Source organism: Erythrobacter sp. GH1-10 (assembly GCF_045363165.1).
Classification (GTDB): domain Bacteria; phylum Pseudomonadota; class Alphaproteobacteria; order Sphingomonadales; family Sphingomonadaceae; genus Erythrobacter.
Genome location: NZ_JBJFLP010000001.1, coordinates 163,903 through 182,430 on the forward strand (window position 1 = coordinate 163,903; position 18,528 = coordinate 182,430).

At 63.6% G+C, this 18,528-nt stretch carries 13 protein-coding genes; 4 read left to right on the forward strand and 9 right to left on the reverse strand.

Going from position 1 to position 18,528, the window contains the following annotated elements; all coding sequences use genetic code 11:
* Positions 1-69: 69 nt before the first annotated feature.
* The 3 genes from ACI5KX_RS00825 to ACI5KX_RS00835 all read right to left on the reverse strand — a co-directional run bounded on the left by ACI5KX_RS00825 (position 70) and on the right by ACI5KX_RS00835 (position 5,103).
* Entirely contained in the window at positions 70-927 is an 858-nt protein-coding gene (locus ACI5KX_RS00825; RefSeq protein WP_406808784.1) for an undecaprenyl-diphosphate phosphatase, read from the reverse strand.
* 65 nt (positions 928-992) lie between these two features.
* Positions 993-3,161, reverse strand: a complete 2,169-nt coding sequence (locus ACI5KX_RS00830; protein ID WP_406808785.1) for a M13 family metallopeptidase — start codon at positions 3,159-3,161, stop codon at positions 993-995.
* A 121-nt stretch (positions 3,162-3,282) separates the two neighbouring features.
* On the reverse strand, positions 3,283-5,103 hold the full coding sequence (locus ACI5KX_RS00835; RefSeq protein WP_406808786.1) for an ABC transporter transmembrane domain-containing protein: 1,821 nt from the start codon (positions 5,101-5,103) through the stop codon (positions 3,283-3,285).
* 192 nt (positions 5,104-5,295) lie between these two features.
* On the opposite strand from ACI5KX_RS00835, the gene ACI5KX_RS00840 reads away from it, so the two are divergent.
* The gene (locus ACI5KX_RS00840) at positions 5,296-6,531 is read left to right on the forward strand and encodes a polyhydroxyalkanoate depolymerase (RefSeq protein ID WP_406808787.1); all 1,236 of its coding nucleotides are present in this window, start codon (positions 5,296-5,298) and stop codon (positions 6,529-6,531) included.
* Here ACI5KX_RS00840 and ACI5KX_RS00845 read toward each other — a convergent pair.
* The 6 genes from ACI5KX_RS00845 to ACI5KX_RS00870 form a co-directional block, all read right to left on the reverse strand.
* Entirely contained in the window at positions 6,528-7,127 is a 600-nt protein-coding gene (locus ACI5KX_RS00845) for a DUF4126 domain-containing protein (protein ID WP_406808788.1), read from the reverse strand. The genes ACI5KX_RS00840 and ACI5KX_RS00845 overlap by 4 nt on opposite strands.
* Before the next feature lie 28 nt (positions 7,128-7,155).
* Positions 7,156-7,578, reverse strand: a complete 423-nt coding sequence (locus ACI5KX_RS00850; RefSeq protein ID WP_406808789.1) for a hypothetical protein — start codon at positions 7,576-7,578, stop codon at positions 7,156-7,158.
* A 4-nt stretch (positions 7,579-7,582) separates the two neighbouring features.
* Positions 7,583-8,764, reverse strand: coding sequence for an acetyl-CoA C-acyltransferase (locus ACI5KX_RS00855; RefSeq protein WP_406808790.1), 1,182 nt, complete (start codon positions 8,762-8,764; stop codon positions 7,583-7,585).
* 79 nt (positions 8,765-8,843) lie between these two features.
* Positions 8,844-9,293 (reverse strand): MaoC family dehydratase, encoded by a 450-nt coding sequence (locus tag ACI5KX_RS00860; RefSeq protein WP_406808791.1) that lies wholly within the window; start codon positions 9,291-9,293, stop codon positions 8,844-8,846.
* Positions 9,294-9,402: 109 nt separating this feature from the next.
* Positions 9,403-10,812, reverse strand: a complete 1,410-nt coding sequence (locus tag ACI5KX_RS00865) for a putative O-glycosylation ligase, exosortase A system-associated (protein ID WP_406808792.1) — start codon at positions 10,810-10,812, stop codon at positions 9,403-9,405.
* Entirely contained in the window at positions 10,812-11,000 is a 189-nt protein-coding gene (locus ACI5KX_RS00870; RefSeq protein ID WP_406808793.1) for a hypothetical protein, read from the reverse strand. Before ACI5KX_RS00870 ends, ACI5KX_RS00865 begins: the two co-directional genes overlap by 1 nt.
* 102 nt (positions 11,001-11,102) lie before the next feature.
* On the opposite strand from ACI5KX_RS00870, the gene ACI5KX_RS00875 reads away from it, so the two are divergent.
* The 3 genes from ACI5KX_RS00875 to gltB all read left to right on the forward strand — a co-directional run bounded on the left by ACI5KX_RS00875 (position 11,103) and on the right by gltB (position 18,525).
* Complete coding sequence (locus ACI5KX_RS00875; protein ID WP_406808794.1) at positions 11,103-12,368, forward strand: TIGR04063 family PEP-CTERM/XrtA system glycosyltransferase; 1,266 nt, start codon at positions 11,103-11,105, stop codon at positions 12,366-12,368.
* A 39-nt stretch (positions 12,369-12,407) separates the two neighbouring features.
* Positions 12,408-13,616, forward strand: a complete 1,209-nt coding sequence (locus ACI5KX_RS00880; RefSeq protein WP_406808795.1) for a hypothetical protein — start codon at positions 12,408-12,410, stop codon at positions 13,614-13,616.
* Between the two features lie 268 nt (positions 13,617-13,884).
* Positions 13,885-18,525, forward strand: coding sequence for a glutamate synthase large subunit (gene gltB, locus ACI5KX_RS00885; protein WP_406808796.1), 4,641 nt, complete (start codon positions 13,885-13,887; stop codon positions 18,523-18,525).
* Positions 18,526-18,528: the final 3 nt, after the last annotated feature.

Here is an 18,528-nt window from a genome sequence, read left to right on the forward strand (position 1 = left end):
AAAAGGTTTCGGTTCGATAATGCGTGTGCCCGCCGCTTGGTTCCGGAGATCGTTAACCGGCCTTAACCCCTAGAAGAAATAGAACAGCGCACACCCCATCGCGATGCGATAAAGGACGAACACCAGCATCGAGGCGCGTTTGAGGAAGTTCATCAGGAACGCCATAGTCGCGAAGGCCGAGATGAAGGTGAGCACCCCCGCGATCAGCGCGTCCCAGGCGAGCGTCGCCCCCGCTTCGAAGATTTCGGGCACGATCAGGACGCCGGCGCCGGCGACCGCCGGGATCGACAGCAGGAAGGAAAAGCGCGCCGCTTCGACCCGCTGGAAGCCAAGCACGCGGGCCGCCGTCATGGTCACGCCCGAACGGCTGGTGCCCGGAATGATCGCCAGCGCCTGCGCGATGCCGACCACGAGGCCGTCGCGCCATGTCATCTGCTCGAAAGTCTTCACCGACTTGCCGAAATGGTCGGCGAGCCCGAGCAGGATGCCGTAGAAGATCAGGTTGAAGGCGATCAGGTCGGTAAAGCGGATCGAGCTCATCAGATCGTCGTCGACCACGGTGATGTTGAACATCGTTTCCGCAACCGAGTTGAACGCCCCGAGCTTGATCGCGAGGCCGAACGCGACAGCCGGGATGGTGCCGAGCACGATCCACCAGAACAGTCGCCGCTCGAACGCGGCCTCGGGCCGTCCGGACCCGATCCCGATGCTGGCAAAGCCGCCGCGCGCGAGCACCAGCACGTCTTTCAGGAAATAGACGATGATCGCGAGCAGCGAGCCGACATGCACTGCGACGTCGATCAACGGTCCCTGATCGGGAAACTCGGTGAGATAGGGGATGAGAATGAGGTGTCCCGAGGATGATATCGGGAGGAACTCGGTGATCCCCTGGACGACCGCGATGATCAGGAGCTGCAGAAAAGTCATGACCCGCGCTCCATGGCGGAAGCGCGGGTCAAGTCAATTCGTTTGCGATTTCCAGTCGCGATAAATCACCAGATGCGGATGCGTTCTTCCGGCGGAAGGTAGAGCGCGTCGTCTTCGGTGACGTTGAACGCCTCGTACCATGCATCCAGATGACGCACCGCGTTGTTGAGGCGGAATTCACCCGGCGGGTGGTTGGCCGTCATCACGCGGTTGCGAAGGCTTTCCTCGCGCTCCATCCCGCGCCAGATCTGCGCGAAACCCAGCAGGAATCGCTGATCGCCGGTCAGGCCATCGATCACCGGCGGTTCTTCGCCCTTGAGGCTCATGCGATAGGCTCGGTAGGCCATCTGCAGTCCGACAACGTCGCCCAGCGTCTCGCCCATCGACTGTCCGGCGCGCAGACACACCGGGCCTTCGGGGCTGTCGACCGGGCAATAGCTTTCAATGAGCTCGCCCATCTTCTGGGTGAATTGCACGAAGCCTGCGCGATCTTCGTCCTGCCACCAGTTGCGCAGCGTGCCGGTCGCATCGAATTGCGAGCCTTGGTCGTCATAGCCGTGGCCGATCTCGTGGCCGATTACCGCCCCGATCCCGCCATAGTTGACCGCCGGATCGGCGTCGGCGTTGAAGAATGGCGGCTGGAGGATCGCCGCCGGGAACACGATCCGGTTCGTAAGCGGCGAATAATAGGCGTTCACCGTCTGCGGTGTCATGCCCCATTCGGTCGGATCGACTTCGGTGCCGAGCCGCGAACGGTTGTCCTCGCTGTTCCAGCGCGCCGCCGACATGCGGTTGGCGAGCGGGTCGTCGGCGGTCACTTCGAGCCCGTCATAGGTCTTGAACTCGTCCGGATAGCCGATCATCGGCACGAACCCTTCGAGCTTGGCGCGCGCCTGCTCGATGGTGGCGGGCGTCATCCATTCATTGTTGTCGAGCGCTTCGTTCATGGCCTTCTGGAGGTTGGCAACGAGCTCATCCATCCGCGCCTTGCTTTCGGGCGGGAAATACTCGGCGACATAAAGCGCGCCGAGCTGTTCGCCCAATCCGCCTTCGACCTCGTTGATCGCGCGCTTCCAGCGGGCTTGCTGCTCTTCCCGTCCGTTGATCGTCTTGCCGTAGAACGCGAAAGCGGCGTCATCGAGCTCGCTCGAAAGGACCGCTGCGTTGTTCGTCAGGAAACTCTTGGCCATGTACGCCTTGAGCGTCGGCAACGGTGTTCTGGTGAGTAGCTCCATCATCGCCGGAAGGCCGCCGCCGATCATGCCGATCTGCTCTTCGGTGAGTTCCGCACCCGCGATTTCCTCATCGGTGGGCGGGATTTGCGAAGCGAGGAAGCGCTCTTGCCCGTCCAGCTTGGCCAAAGCCAGAAGCGTCTTGATCGGGAATTCCCCCGCATACCCTTCGAGGTCGGCAAGGCTGAGCTCGTTGTAGGTCAGCGTCGGCTTACGGAAAATCTGGCGCGCCCATTCGATCTTCGCGACCTGCGCTTCGAAGGCATAGACCGCTTCGGCTGCGGCAGCCGGGTCGGTGTAACCTGCGGCTCCGAGGACCGTCGCCAGATAGTCCTTGTACTTGGCGCGAATCTCGAGGTTGCTCTCCGAGTCGACGAGATAATAATCGCGATCGGGCAGGCCCATGCCGTCGAACCCGATACCGACCGCATATTGGGTGGGGTTGCGGGCATCGATCCTGACGCCTGCGCTCACGAGCGAGGGATAGCCCGGCGTGCCGAACAGGGCAGCGAGCGCTTCAAGATCCTGCGCGCCATAGATCTCGGCGAGATAGGGCTGAGCGGGAGCGAGCCCCGACGCGTCGATCGCTTCGACGTCCATGTACGCGTTGTAGGCATCGACGATCCGGCGGGCCTGCGTGCCCGGTTCAGGGTCGGAGGCGACCAGGCCTTCGACCAGCGTGCGAACATCCTCGGTCGCGCCTTCGCGCAGCATGTCGAAAGCTCCGAAACGCTGGCGGTCGGCCGGGATTTCATTGGCGGCAATCCACTTGCCGTTGACATAGGCGTTGAAGTCGTCGCCCGGATCGACATTCTGATCGATATAGGTGGTGCCCACTCCCCACGACCCGAAGTCCATGGTCGGCGTCGATGTTTCGGCGCCTTCGCTTTCCTCGACCAGCGTGTCGAGCGGCATTGCGTCGGGGCCCGTGTTTGCGAGCGCCGGAGTGGTAACGGCGAGCGCGATCGCGCTGACGCCGAGAAGGGTGGTTGAACGGATCATTGTTGCGTGTCCCCGATTGGTCATTGGAAGAAGTTCCTCGCAGCCTCTTTAGCGGCGCGGGACGACGGCGGTTTGCGTTGATCAGACGGAACCGGCTATTCGTCGATTTTCCGGTCGGGAATCAGGCCGCCTGCGTGGCGGTGAACTGCAGCTTGGCGAGGCGCGAATAGAGCCCGCCCGCAGCCGAAAGTTCGGCATGGTTGCCCTGTTCGACGATCTCGCCCCCTTCGAGAACGACGATCCGGTCGGCCGCGCGCACGGTGGCGAGCCGGTGAGCGATCACCAGCGTGGTGCGGCTTTTCATCAGCTCGTCGAGCGCTTGCTGCACCAGTTGCTCGCTTTCCGCGTCGAGCGCGCTGGTCGCCTCGTCAAGCAGAAGGACCGGCGCGTCGCGCAGGAGCGCGCGTGCGATCGCAACGCGTTGCTGCTGGCCGCCGGACAATTGCGTGCCGCCTTCGCCGAGATAGGTGTCGAGCCCTTCGGGCAGGTCGCGCAGGAACGTCTCGGCATTGGCCGCGCGCGCAGCCTCCCAGATTTCCTCGTCGGAGGCGTCCCATTTGCCATAGCGCAAATTGTCGCGCGCATTGGCGCTGAACAGCACGCCGTCCTGCGGCACCAGTGCGAGCCGCTCGCGGATATCGGCGGGATCGGCCTTGGTCAGCGGCACGCCGTCGAGGCGGATGGTGCCGAGCTGCGGATCGTAAAACCGCTCGACCAGCTGGAAGATCGTCGACTTGCCTGCCCCCGAAGGACCGACGATCGCAACCGTCTCGCCCGGTTCGATCTCGAGCGTGAAATCCTTGAGCGCAGGGGTTTCTGGCCGGGCCGGATAGCGGAAAGTGACATTGCGGAACGAGAGACTTCCGCGCGGCGGTTCGGGCAGCTTCTCGGGGCGTGCCGGCGCAGCAATGGTCGGCCTGGCCTCGAGCAGTTCGGCGAGGCGGGAGGCCGCCCCTGCGCCGCGCAACAGGTCGCCATAGACCTCGGTCAGCGCGCCGAACGCACCTGCGACAATCCCGCCGGTAATCACGAAAGCGGCGATAGTGCCGCCGCTGATCGCCCCTTCGGAAACCGCGATCGCGCCGCGCCACATCACCAGCGTGATCCCGCCGAAAATCAGGACGATCACGATCGAGGTCATCGCGGCACGTAGGATGATCCGCTTACGTGCGGTTTCGAACGTTCGCTCGACGACTTCGCCGAAGCGGTCGCCCTCGCGGCGCTCCTGGCCGAAGCTCTGGACGATCTTCATCGCGCCGAGCACTTCGGAGACATAGGCGCCGACATCAGCCACCCGGTCCTGGCTCGACCGCGAAATCGTACGGATCTTGCGACCGAAAAAGACGATCGGCGCGAGCACCAAAGGGATACCGATCAACAACCCGATTGTGAGCGTCGGCGCGAGATACAGCAGCAGCGCGGTGCCCCCGATCGCGGTCAGCGTGTTGCGCAGGGCGATCGATACGGTGGTTCCAACGACGGTCTCGATGATCGCGGTGTCCGACGTCATCCGGCTCGAGATCTCTTTTGGGCTGTTTTCCTCGTAAAAGCTGGGAGAAAGCCGCATCAGGTTGCGTTGAACCTTGAGGCGGATGTCGGCTACGACCCGCTCCCCGATCCAGCTGACAAAGTAGAAACGCAGCGCCGTTCCAATCCCGAGAAGCACGACGATCATCAACAGGTATTGAAAAGCCGTAGCGATCTGCTCCGGCCCCGCATTCCCGACGAATGCCTCGTCGATGATGACCTTGAACTGCCACGGAATCGCCAGCGTCGCGCCCGCAGTGATCAACAACGAGAAAAGCGCAAACCGGATCTCTCTCGGGTATCTCGCCGCCTCGCGATAGACCATGCGCAGCGGCGCGAGCGAACGCGGTTTGCGTGGCTTCTCGGCGTCGTCGAGCTCTTCGACTTCGGGATCCTGCGTAGTTGGCGCGTCCATCGTCCCGCCGATCTAGACACGGCCAGCACAAATTTCACGTGCAAAAAGCACACAGCCCCCCGCCAAGTCCGGTACGAAAACCTTTTGTGCATTGCACAATCGCGCGAAAGCGCCCATCTATCTAGGTGTAAGGGGATCGAATAACACGCAGGCAGCCGCGCGACGGCTCGCCCTGCCAGATACGGGGCACCCATGCTTTACCACGCCTATGAACTGCAGCGCAGCTGGCTCAATTCGGTCAGTTCCTGGGCTTCGATCAGTTCCGAAATGCTTTCCAGCCCGGCCAATCCGTTCGGTCGGGTCGGCCTCATGCCGATGGCCGCCAACGCGCTCGACGTGTTCGCGCACGCCACGGCGAATTACGGCAAGCCCGCTTTCTGCATCACGGAAGTCGAAATCGACGGTGAGATCCACCCTGTCGAGGAAGCCACGGTGGTCAACCGGCCGTTCGGCGATCTCAAGCGCTTTCGCCATACCGGCCTGCCCGAAACTTCGCCGCGGCTGCTGATCGTCGCCCCGATGAGCGGGCACTACGCCACGCTGCTGCGCGGCACGGTCGAGCGCATGCTGAAAAGCTGCATCGTCTACATCACCGATTGGGCCGATGCGAAGCTGGTGCCGCTCCACGAAGGCCATTTCGATCTCGACGATTACATCGACTACCTGACCGCATTTCTCGAGCAAATCCGCATCGAGGGCGATGGCGAACGCCCCCACATGATGGCGGTGTGCCAACCTTCGGTCCCGGCATTCGCCGCGACCGCCCTGCTAAATCAGCACAATTCGCCCGCGGCCCCGAAGACGCTGACGATGATGGGCGGCCCGATCGACACGCGCGAAAGCCCGACCAGCGTCAACGATCACGCGATGAACCGCCCGATCGAATGGTTCCGGCGGTCCGTGATCGCGACCGTGCCGACGAATTATCGCGGCGCGGGGCGCAAGGTCTATCCCGGCTTCATGCAGCTTTCGGCGTTCATGAGCATGAACCTGCAAAGCCACATGATGAGCCATTACGAGATGTTCAAACACCTCACCGCGGGGGACGAGGACAGCGCGCAGGCGACCAAGGATTTCTACGACGAGTATCGCGCGGTGTGCGACATGACCGCGGAATTCTATCTCCAGACGGTCGAAGAGGTGTTCCAGAAGCACTCGATCCCCAACGGCGAATTCCGTCACAAGGGCGAGATCGTCGATCTGACGCAGATCACCGACACCGCGCTGCTCGCGATCGAAGGCGAACGCGACGACATTTCGGGGCTCGGACAGACCAGGGCGGCGCTCAAGCTGGCCAGCGGCCTCTCCCAGGACAAGAAGAAATACTACATGGCCGAAGGTGCCGGACACTACGGCATCTTCAACGGCAGCCGCTGGCGCAACAAGGTCGCGCCGGTGGTCGAGGAATTCGTCTTCGAATACACCTAGGTATCGGGCTCTCGCACCCGGAAGAACACCCGCCTGATTATCCGCCGCGCTATCAGGAGGAGCGCGATCGCGATGGCGAGCAGCACGAGCGCAATGCCCGCCGCGACTACGGGATATTCGTAGGCCAGCCATAGCAGGCCGACCGTGGCGATGTCCTCCAGTCCCGAAACCGCGACATTGCTCACCGGTTCGGGACTCGTGTTGACCACCGCCCGCGCGCTCGCCTTGCCTCCATGCGCGAGGAAGCTCGCGCCTCCGCCGAGCAGGAACGCGATCACCTGCATCGCCGGGTCAGAGGGATCGACGATCGCCAGCGCCAGGAGCGCCCCGCCGACCGGGCGGACCAGCGTGTGGACGGTGTCCCAGATGCTGTCGAGCCACATCACCTTGTCGGCAAAGAATTCCGCCAGCGCTCCGACCAGCGCGATCCCCATCACCCACGGGTTTTCGAGTACGGCCAAGCTCGCAAGATGCTCGGGCACAGGCAGCGCATCGAATCGCATCGCAAGACCGGTCGCGAACACGCACAGATAAAGCCGCCAGCCCGAGAGCAGGCTGACGCTGCCCGCGATCCCGATGATTTCCATGATGCCCATTGCGGGGAAGAATGCGCGGCTTTCGTCTTTACGGCAAGCTTTTGGGATGGTTTCCAAGAAGATGAGCGAAGAAACCGAATGCCAACCGGTAGAGAAGGTACAAAAAGCATGCAGCGAGCATGGGCACGATCCCCGCATTGAAGTGCAGATCACCGGTCCAAAAGATCCCATCCCATAGCGGACCCGTCAGGAGCAAATGGAAAGCCACGGCGCCGCCGACCCCTGCGGTATCGGCAATCAACGGCTGGATCGGCAGGCGCTTGAGTGCGGCCGCAAGGCCATATGCTACCGCGCACAGGCTGGAATGGCATGCGAGAGTAAACGCAAACCAGGCGCCCGGGGCCTCCGAGAAAGGAGACCCCGGGCGTGAGATATGATCCCAGTAATCAAATCCGCTGACGACAGTCAGTACAGCAAAGAACCAGACCCAGTGTGAGCGGAAGACCGCCACGGGCTTAGAACACCTCGAACAGGCCCGCTGCGCCCATGCCGCCGCCTACGCACATGGTGACGACGACGTATTTCGCGCCGCGGCGCTTGCCTTCGATCAGCGCGTGGCCGGTGCAGCGCGCGCCGGTCATGCCGTAGGGGTGGCCGATCGAGATCGAGCCACCATTGACGTTGAGGATGTCGTTATCGATGCCGAGCTTGTCGCGGCAGTACAGCACCTGCACTGCGAAGGCTTCGTTGAGCTCCCAGAGGCCGATGTCGTCCATCTTGAGGCCGGTTTGCTTAAGCAGCTTCGGAATTGCGAAGACCGGGCCGATACCCATTTCGTCGGGCTCGGTGCCCGCGACCGCCATGCCGACATAGCGGCCGAGCGGCTCGAGGCCCTTCTGCTCGGCGACCTTGGCTTCCATCAGCACGCTTGCCGAGGAACCGTCCGAAAGCTGCGAGGCGTTGCCTGCGGTGATGACCTTGTCCGGTCCCATGACAGGATTGAGACCCTGGAGACCTTCGAGCGTGGTCGATGGGCGGTTGCCCTCGTCCTTGGTGATCGTGACTTCCTGCTGCGAAACCTCGCCGGTTTCCTTGTCCTTGACCATCATGGTGGTGGTCGCCGGCACGATTTCGTCGTCGAACTTGCCCGCTTCCTGCGCGGCGGCGGTGCGCATCTGCGATTGCAGCGCGTATTCGTCCTGCGCTTCGCGGCTGATGTTGTACCGCGCAGCCACCGTCTCTGCGGTGCCGAGCATCGGCATGTAGACGTCCTTGTGCATCGCGATCAGCGAAGGATCGGGGGCGACGCGCATTTCGGGCGTCTGCACCATCGAGATCGAATCCTGACCGCCGCCGACGACGATATCCATATTGTCGACGATGATCTGCTTGGCAGCGGTGGCGATCGCCATCAGGCCGGAGGAGCACTGGCGGTCGATCGTCTGGGCTGCAACCGTCACCGGAGCGCCGCCGCGCAGCGCGACCTGACGGCCGATATTGCCGGCCTGCGTACCCTGCGTGAGGACTGCGCCCCACACGACGTCGTCGATTTCGGCGGGATCGATCTTGGCGCGCTCGACGGCGGGCGCAAACGAGAAGGAGCCGAGCGTGGCGCCCGGCGTGGCGTTGAAGCCGCCCTTGTAAGCGCGCCCGATCGGCGTGCGGGCGGTGGAGACGATGACTGCATCGCGTGACATGGGGGAGTCCTTTCAAAAGGTATGGGATCCAGCCCCGCGCGGCGGGGCGGTATTCGAAAATTGTGTGTCCGAGCCCGGCTCAGACGAAATACATCGTGATCCATTCGCAGATCAGGGCAGGCTTGTCCTCGCCTTCGATCTCCATGGTCACTTCGCTGGTTTGCTGCCACTGGCCAGGGCGCTTCTCGACCATTTCGAGCAGCTTCCAGTGGCCGCGGATACGCTTGCCGGCGCGGACGGGAGCGATAAAGCGGGTTTTGTTGCCGCCATAGTTCACGCCCATTTTCACGCCGTCGATCTTGGGCGTGTCGCTGTTGGCGCCGAGATAGGGCATCATCGACAGCGTCAGAAAGCCATGCGCGATGGTCCCGCCGAACGGCGTCATCTTGGCGGCTTCTTCGTTGACGTGGATGAACTGATGGTCGCCGGTCGCATCGGCAAACTGGTTGATGCGTTCCTGGCTCATTTCGACCCATTCGCTGGTGCCGATGTTCTCGCCGACTTTCTCGGCCAATTCCTGTGGGGACATGGGATGCTCCTCTGCCATTATCGCCGCACGAAATCCCACCGCGCGGCCGGTTTACGTGCACGTTACATGGCAGGGGAGAAAGCCGAGCGCAATGCGCGCTTTTGTGCCGTTACGGCATCGCAGGCGCAGCGCCGCCGGGGACCGGTTCCGAAGCACCGGCATCGCGTTCATCGGGCGGCAGCCGGCGCTCGGAACGGGCGAGATCGAGCCGCGCCGATTCGACCCGCTTGCAGTAATTGTCGAGCCCGATCTGCAAGCCGATGATCATCAGCATCACCGGCTGATAGGCGATGCCTTGGAACAGCGCCCCGGTGATGTAGACGAGGCTGGCGAGTTGCAGGCAGGCCGCCATCGGAGCGATCCATGCCTCGGTCTCGTCGCGGCGGTCCTTCCAGCGTCGGCGCACCCGCTCCATCTGCCACACGCCGAGCGCTTGAAGCAGCAACCAGATCGCGAGGCCAGGATAGCCCTGTTCACCCAGCACTTCGAAGATCGCCGAGTGATAGGCTCGGCCCTCATCGGTGATCTCACGATATTCGATCGCGGTGGTGCTGCCGTCTTCCTGCCTGACCGGCATTTCGTAGGTGAAGCGGTTGCCGCGATAGGCGTCGAAACCGCCGCCGAAGGGATTGTCCGCGACATAATCGAGGGTCCAGGTCCACACCGCGACGCGGGTGGAGGCGCTTTCATCGCCACCCGGCTGGGCGATGGTGCTCATCCGTTCGTAATAGCTTTGCGGAAGGAACGGCAGCGCCGCGAGCCCCAGTGCCGCGCCCGCCGCAACGAACAGAACGCGCCGCTTGACGTAGCGCAACAGCAGCACGCCAAGCACCGCGATACAGACGAGCCCGGTACGCGCCTCGGTGCCGATCGGGACCGTCAGGCAGGCAAAGATCAGCAGCGCGGCGAAAGTCGTTACCGCCCAGCTGGGCTTGAATATCGTGCCGTAGCGGGTGAACCACGCGATCATCGGGGTCAGCGCGATAGCGACCGTTGCCAGCGTCGAGCTTTCGTAGATGCCGCTGTTGTCGTTGACGAAGAATTTGAGGTTCTCGTAACCCCCGCCGCCCAGGACGGTCTTCATACCCGTCCCGATGACGATCGTTGCGACCGACAGGACGAGGACCAGCGCGAGCGCTTCGAGCCGCGCGCGGGTGGTGATGGTGAAGGGCAGGAACAGCGCGAACAGCAGCGCCTTCCACACCCACTCCCACTTGGTCGCCGCCTGTTCGGGGAAATCGGCATTGCCGGTCGTCCACCAGCAATAGACCAGCAGCGCGAGGATGAGCCCCTGTCGCAGCGTGAAGCGTAGTCCGTGCTTGTTGTCGAGCAGCAGCCATCCGCCGAAGGCTGCGGCAAAGGCGATGAAGGACACCGACAGATCGGTGATCAGCGCATACCCGATCCGCTGCGGGGCGATGATGTCGATGTAGACATACAGGAGCACCCACAGGAACGGGCGCCGCAGCCCGAGCAGCAGGACGTAGAAGATGAAGGCGAGGAAGACCAAGTCGAGCATCAGGCGTCTGATCCCTCGCGCCGCGCCGCATTGCGTCCGGCCGTGCTGGTCAGCTTGCGGTTGGCGGCCTCAGCCTCCCGGAGCTCTTCGATCAGCGGATCGACATCGACGCTGCGACGCATGAACAGGTGCCAGAACGCAAGCGCGAGCAGGCCGTGTCCGATGCTGAGGGCGATGTAGTCGATCATGCGTTTGCGGGTCCAAGGCGGGCGCTAGGCCCATTCCAACTGATCCGCCCTAGCGAAACGCAGTTGACGCTCCGTTAAGCACAATCATGGCAATGGGAGCGCATGACTCGCGTCCTTCACGTTCTCGACCATTCGTTGCCGCTGCACAGCGGCTATACCTTCCGCACGCGCGCGATCTTGAAAGCGCAGGAGCAGGCGGGACTGGACGTGCGCGGGATCACTTCGCAGCGCCACCAGCTCGAAGCGCCCACCGAAGATGCTGTGGAAGAGGTCGATGGGCTCACCTTCCACCGCACCGCAGGCGTCCCGCACGGGCCGATGATGGTGAGCGAGATGCGCGAGATGGCAGCCCTTTCGTCGGCGATCCAGGAGCTCGCGAAGGACTGGCGTCCCGACGTCATCCACGCCCATTCGCCGGCGCTGTGCGGCGGCGGAGCCTATCGCGCCGCGCAGGCGCTCGGCATTCCGCTGGTCTATGAAATCCGCGCCTTCTGGGAAGATGCCGCGGTGGGCAACCGCACCGGCACCGAAGGCTCTGCCAAATACCGCCTCACCCGCAGCCTCGAAACGCAGGTGGTGAAACGCGCGGACGCGGTCTTCACGATCTGCCAGGGGCTGCGCGACGACCTGATCGCTCGCGGAATTGCGCCGGGCAAGATCGGGGTGATGCCCAACGGCGTCGATCTCTCGCTGTTCGGCGAGCCGCTCCCGCGCGACGATGCGCTGGCCGCCGAACTCGGGATCGAAAACGGCGCGCCGGTGATCGGCTACATCGGCAGCTTCTACGATTACGAGGGCGTCGACGATCTGATCGCGTCCATGCCGATCCTGCGACGTTCCTGCCCAAGCGCCCGTCTGCTGCTGGTCGGCGCAGGCGAAATGGACGCCGAATGGCGCGCCGCAGCCGCGCGACTGCCCGAGCCGGAAGCCGTTATCTTCACCGGACGCGTGCCGTATGCCGAAGTCGAGCGCTATTACTCGCTGATCGACGTGCTTGCCTATCCGCGCAAGCGCTCGCGGCTCACCGATCTCGTGACACCGCTCAAGCCGCTCGAAGCCATGGCCCAGCGCCGGATCGTCGCCGCATCGAATGTCGGCGGGCACCGCGAGCTGATCAGCCATGACGAGACCGGCTATCTGTTCGCGCCCGACGATCCCGAAGCCTGCGCCGAAACGCTGGCGGAGATCCTCTCTTCGCGCGAAGAATGGGAAGCGGTGCGCCATCGCGGCGAGCACCATGTCCGCACCCGGCACGATTGGGCGACGAACGTTCAGCGTTATCTATCCGTTTACCAAGTCCTGCTAGCCGATGTTAATCGCGACAGCGGGTCTTTGCCCTCTGCGCGGCAACACGGTTTACGGGCATAGGGAGCAAACCCGCTTCCCATGCCAAGGAGCAGGGGCGAAATGCGGGCTTTACGACAGCGCATTGCCGAATTCGAAGCTGCACGGGACGCGGAAGCGGGAGCGGCCGAGCCGCCGCGCAAGTCCCCGAAACGTCGCGGACGCAAGAAGGCGTCGATTGCAAGCCACCCTGCCTTCGTGCCGATGGTGACGGTATGGGGCGCGGCGCTGGGCGGGTGTTCTGTCCTGGTCCTGCCCGAACCGACGATCACGCGCCTTGCAGCCGCTTCAGGGCTCGCCGGAACCGGAGCGATCGCCGGATATCTGATCGCCGCTATCGCTGCGCTGCTATGCGGGGGAATCGCCGGCGCGCTTGCCGCTGCAATTCGGCGCTCGCGCGGAGGATCGACAGGGAAAAGCGGCGTCGCCTCCAAAGTGACCGAACTGATCAAGCCGATCGATCCGGCCTCCGAACTCGGCAGCGAAAGCCTCGACGCACCGATCGAAGAAGACGGTGCGGATGAAGTGACAATTCCGGATTCCGCCGAAGAACCGGAGGATGTCGACGAGGACCCGCTAGTCCTCGACGAAGCCCAAATCTGCGAGGCCGCGGAAGAGGAAGAGACGCCGCGCGGGCCGACGCTCGGAGAGCTTGCCGAGCGCGGTTACGAGGACGAACCGCCTGTCCTCCCCGAAAAGTCTCCCGACAAGGCCAACACGGGAATTCGCTTTACCCGCCGCGACTTCCAGGAAGCTCTGGAAGCGACCTGCGAGAGCTTCGGCGAGAGCGAAGAGATAGTGAAGGAAGAGGCACTCGGCCGTCCGCGCGAACTCGACCTTGCCGAATTTGCCGACCTGCCCGGTCGCAATGCGGTCTGGGTAGAAGAAGACGAACCTCAGTCCCGCGCGCCGGAAGTGCACGAGATCGATCAGCCGCCCGCTCCGCGACCGGCCGTATCGGCGGTCGAGAAGCTGCGTCAGGTCCCGCCAGCCGAACTCAGCCTTGTTCAGATGGTGGAGCGCTTCGCCGTCGCGCTGCACGAGCACCAGGATGCCGAGCGCAAACGCAGTCATGCCGCTGGCACACCCAAACGCGATGCCGCGCTCGCCGAAGCACTGCGGGCGCTTACGGTCCTGACCGAGGGTGGGCTCGACTTCCGTTCCGATTTCGGAAGCGCTGCGGGCGACGACAAGGCCGCAGCCCTCCGCGACTCCACCCGCGAACTGCGCGATGCGCTGGCAAAGTTGCAAAATCTGCGCGGCGCGGCCTGATCCGACCGGTTTTCGCGCAAAATTTGCAAGAAGCTCGGCAATCCCATGCGCTTGGCGCACGAAACATAAAGCACATGCTTAGGTATGCGTAATTAAACTTCGTCTTTCGCGGTTGCAAAATCACAAATCCGTCGGCAAAGGATAGTCGAAACGATGCGGGGCCCCACGCGTTGGTGAGTCACGCTCGACATTCTGCCGCTGTCCGGACCGCGCGCTGACCGCGTGAGGGGCCGAAAGCAGCGGCATCTGACAGAACGGATCTTTTGCCATGGGACTGCCCACTTCCCAGGGTCTTTACGACCCCGCCAATGAACATGACGCCTGCGGAGTGGGCATGGTCGCCCATATCAAGGGCGACAAAAGCCATGCGATCATCGAGCAATCGCTCGAGATCCTGGAAAAGCTCGACCATCGCGGCGCGGTCGGCGCCGACCCGTTGCTCGGCGACGGCGCGGGTCTGCTGATGCAGATTCCCGATCCGCTGATCCGGCGCTGGGCGGATAGCGAAGATATCGATCTGCCCGCAGTCGGCGATTACGCGGTGGCGATGTGTTTCATGCCGCAGGACGACGAAGCGCGCGAATTCCTGATCGACCGGTTCGAAGAGCTCGCCGCGAAGGAAGGCCAGACTATCCTTGGCTGGCGCGACGTTCCGACCACCAAGGACGGGCTCGGCGATGCCGTGCTCGCCTCGATGCCGGTTATCCGGCAAGCCATCGTCGCGCGTGGCGAGAGCTGCGCGGACCAAGACGCCTTCGAACGCAAGATCCTCGCGCTGCGCAAGCAGGTCCTCAACCCGCTCGGCGCGCTTGCAGAAAAGCACGGGCTGCCCGGTCTCACCGAGACCTACATGCCGAGCTTTTCGAGCCGCACGATCGTCTACAAGGGTCTGCTGCTGGCGACCCAGGTCGGCAGTTTCTACGACGACCTGCGCGACCCCGAATGCGTTTCGGCCTTCGGCCTCGTGCACCAGCGTTTCTCGACCAACACCTTCCCGAGCTGGCGGCTCGCCCACCCGTTCCGCCTGATCGCGCACAATGGCGAGATCAACACGGTGCGCGGCAACGTCAACTGGATGAATGCCCGCCGCCGCACGATGGAAAGTGACCTGCTGGGCCCCGATCTCGACAAGATGTGGCCGATCATCCCGCACGGCCAGTCCGACACCGCCTGCCTCGACAATGCGCTCGAACTGCTGCTCGCGGGCGGATACAGCCTCGCGCACGCGATGATGATGCTGATCCCCGAAGCGTGGAGCGGCAACGACCTCATGGATCCCGATCGCCGCGCGTTCTACGAATACCATGCCGCGTTGATGGAGCCCTGGGACGGCCCGGCGGCAGTGTGCTTCACCGATGGCCGCCAGATCGGTGCGACACTCGACCGCAACGGCCTGCGCCCCGCGCGCTATTGCGTGACCAAGGACGATATCGTCTGCCTTGCTTCGGAAAGCGGCGTGCTGCCGTTTGCCGAGGAAGACATCGTGCGCAAATGGCGCCTCCAGCCGGGCAAGATGTTGCTGATCGATCTCGAACAGGGCCGCATCATCGAGGACGAAGAACTCAAGGCCGAGCTCGCGCAGTCCGAGCCTTTCGCCAAGTGGCTCGAACAGGCGCAGTTCAAGCTCGAGGATATCGACCACATCGAACCCGATCTGTCCGAACTTCCCGAAGAGCACACCACGCTGCTCCAGCGCCAGCAGGCCTTCGGCTACACGCAGGAAGACATCGCGCGCTTCCTCGAACCGATGGCCGTGGCCGGAGACGATCCGGTCGGCTCGATGGGCACCGACACGCCGATCGCGGTGCTTTCGAACCGCGCGCGGCTGCTCTACGATTACTTCAAGCAGAACTTCGCGCAGGTCACCAATCCGCCGATAGACCCGATCCGCGAAGAGCTTGTGATGAGCCTGCTGTCGATGATCGGACCGCGTCCCAACCTGCTGGGCCACGACGCGGGCACGCACAAGCGGCTCGAAGTCGACCAGCCGATCCTCACCAACGATGATCTCGCCAAGATCCGTTCGGTCGAGGCGGTGCTGGACGGGGCCTTCCGCTGCGAGACGATCGACATCACCTGGGATGCCTCGCAGGGCGTCGAAGGGATCGAACTCGCGCTCAAGGAAATGTGCTGGGCGGCGACCGAAGCGGTGCTGCAGGACCAGAATATCCTCGTGCTTTCGGACCGCGCGCAGGACGAGAACCGCGTGCCGATGCCCGCCCTGCTGGCCACGGCGGCGGTGCACCACCATCTCGTGCGGCAGGGCCTGCGGATGCAGACCGGCCTCGTGATCGAGACCGGCGAAGCGCGAGAAGTGCATCACTTCTGCGTGCTCGCAGGCTATGGCGCGGAAGCGATCAACCCTTATGTCGCGTTCGAAACGCTCGAGGATATCCGGGTCAAGAAGCACTCGGACCTTACCGCCGAGCAGGTCCAGCAAAATTACATCAAGGCGATCGGCAAGGGCATCCGCAAGGTCATGTCCAAGATGGGCATTTCGACCTACCAGTCCTATTGCGGCGCGCAGATATTCGACGCGGTCGGACTCTCGAGCAAATTCGTCGAGAAGTATTTCACCGGCACTGCCACCATGATCGAAGGCGTCGGCCTGAACGAAGTCGCCGAGGAAAGCGTGCGGCGCCACGCGCAGGCCTATGGCGACAACCCGCTTTACAAGGGCATGCTCGATGTCGGCGGCATCTACCAGTATCGCCTGCGCGGCGAGGAGCATGCCTGGACGCCGACGAATGTCGCAAACCTCCAGCACGCGGTGCGCGGCAACGACCCGAAGAACTACGAGGAATTCGCCAGGTCGATCAACGAGCAGTCCGAGCGGCTGCTGACGATCCGCGGACTGATGGAGCTGAAGAAAGCGGACGAGCCGCTGCCGCTCGATGAAGTCGAGCCGGCGAGCGAGATCGTCAAGCGCTTCAGTACCGGAGCCATGAGCTTCGGATCGATCAGCCACGAGGCGCATTCGACCCTCGCGATCGCGATGAACCGCATCGGCGGGCGCTCGAACACCGGCGAGGGCGGCGAGGAACCGTTCCGCTTCAAACCGCTCGACAACGGCGATTCAATGCGCAGCCGGATCAAGCAGGTGGCTTCGGGCCGGTTCGGTGTCACCACCGAATACCTCGTTAATTCGGACGATATCCAGATCAAGATGGCGCAGGGCGCAAAGCCGGGCGAAGGCGGGCAATTGCCGGGGCACAAGGTCGACAAGCGCATCGGCGCGGTCCGGCACTCGACCCCGGGCGTGGGCCTGATTTCGCCGCCACCGCACCACGATATCTATTCGATCGAAGACCTCGCGCAGCTGATCCACGATCTCAAGAACGTGAACACCGACGCGCGGATTTCGGTGAAACTCGTCTCCGAAGTCGGCGTCGGCACGGTCGCGGCAGGCGTTTCCAAGGCGCGTGCCGACCATGTCACGATCTCGGGCTATGATGGCGGGACCGGCGCTTCGCCGCTCACCTCGCTGACCCATGCGGGCAGCCCGTGGGAAATCGGCCTCGCCGAAACCCAGCAAACGCTGCTGCTCAACGACCTGCGCACGCGCATCGCGGTGCAGGTCGATGGCGGGCTGCGCACCGGGCGCGACGTTGCGATCGGGGCGCTGCTCGGAGCGGACGAGTTCGGCTTCGCCACCGCGCCACTGATCGCCGCCGGGTGCATCATGATGCGCAAATGCCACCTCAACACCTGCCCGGTCGGCGTCGCGACGCAGGATCCGGAGCTGCGCAAGCGCTTCACCGGAACGCCCGAGCATGTGGTCAACTACATGTTCTTCGTCGCGGAGGAGCTGCGCCAGATCATGGCGGATATGGGCTTCCGCACGGTCGAGGAAATGATCGGCCGGGTCGACCGGCTCGACATGACCCGCATGCACCGCCACTGGAAGGCGCGCGGGATCGATCTCACCCGCCTGCTGCACGCACCGGAGGTGGGTGAAGGCGTGCCTCTGCACAACACCGAGATTCAGGATCACGGTCTCGGCGCGGCGCTCGACAACACTCTCATCGAGGATGCGAAGGACGCGATCGAAGCGGGCAAGCCGGTCCAGCTCGAATACGAGGTACGCAACGTCAATCGCACCGTCGGCGCCATGCTCTCGGGCGAGATCGCCAAGGCGCACGGCCACGAAGGTCTGCCGGTCGACACCGTCCGCATCAACCTCACCGGCGTGGCCGGGCAGAGCTTCGGCGCTTGGCTCGCGCACGGTGTCACGCTCGATCTCTCGGGCGATGCCAACGACTATGTCGGCAAGGGTCTTTCAGGCGGTCGCATCATCGTGCGCCAGCCCGATGGCGTACCGCGCGCCTCGGGCGACAACATCATCGTCGGCAACACCGTGTTGTATGGCGCGATTGCGGGCGAAGCGTTCCTCAACGGCGTCGCAGGCGAGCGGTTTGCGGTCCGCAATTCGGGTGCGATCGCGGTCGTCGAGGGCACCGGGGACCATGGCTGCGAATACATGACCGGCGGCGTGGTGGTCGTCCTCGGAAAGACGGGGCGCAACTTCGCTGCGGGCATGAGCGGCGGGGTCGCCTATGTCTACGATCCCGAAGGCAGGTTCTCGCAACTCGTCAACCACGCGCAGGTCGATCTCGAGCAGATCTCGGCGCAGCCCGACTCCGATGAAGGCACCGGTCGCCCGGCACAGCGCCCGCGCTCGGTCCACGATTACGGGATGGGCGACATGCTGCGTCACGATGCCGAGCGTCTGCGCATCCTCGTGGAACGGCATCAGCTCCACACGGGCAGTGCGGTTGCAGGCGACCTGTTGGCTGACTGGGACGCCGCGCTGGGCAAATTCGTCAAGGTCATGCCGCGCGATTACAAGCGCGCGCTCGAAGCGCTCGAGGCCGAGCGCGAAGAAGCCGCGTCGGTCGCGGCGGAATAAAGG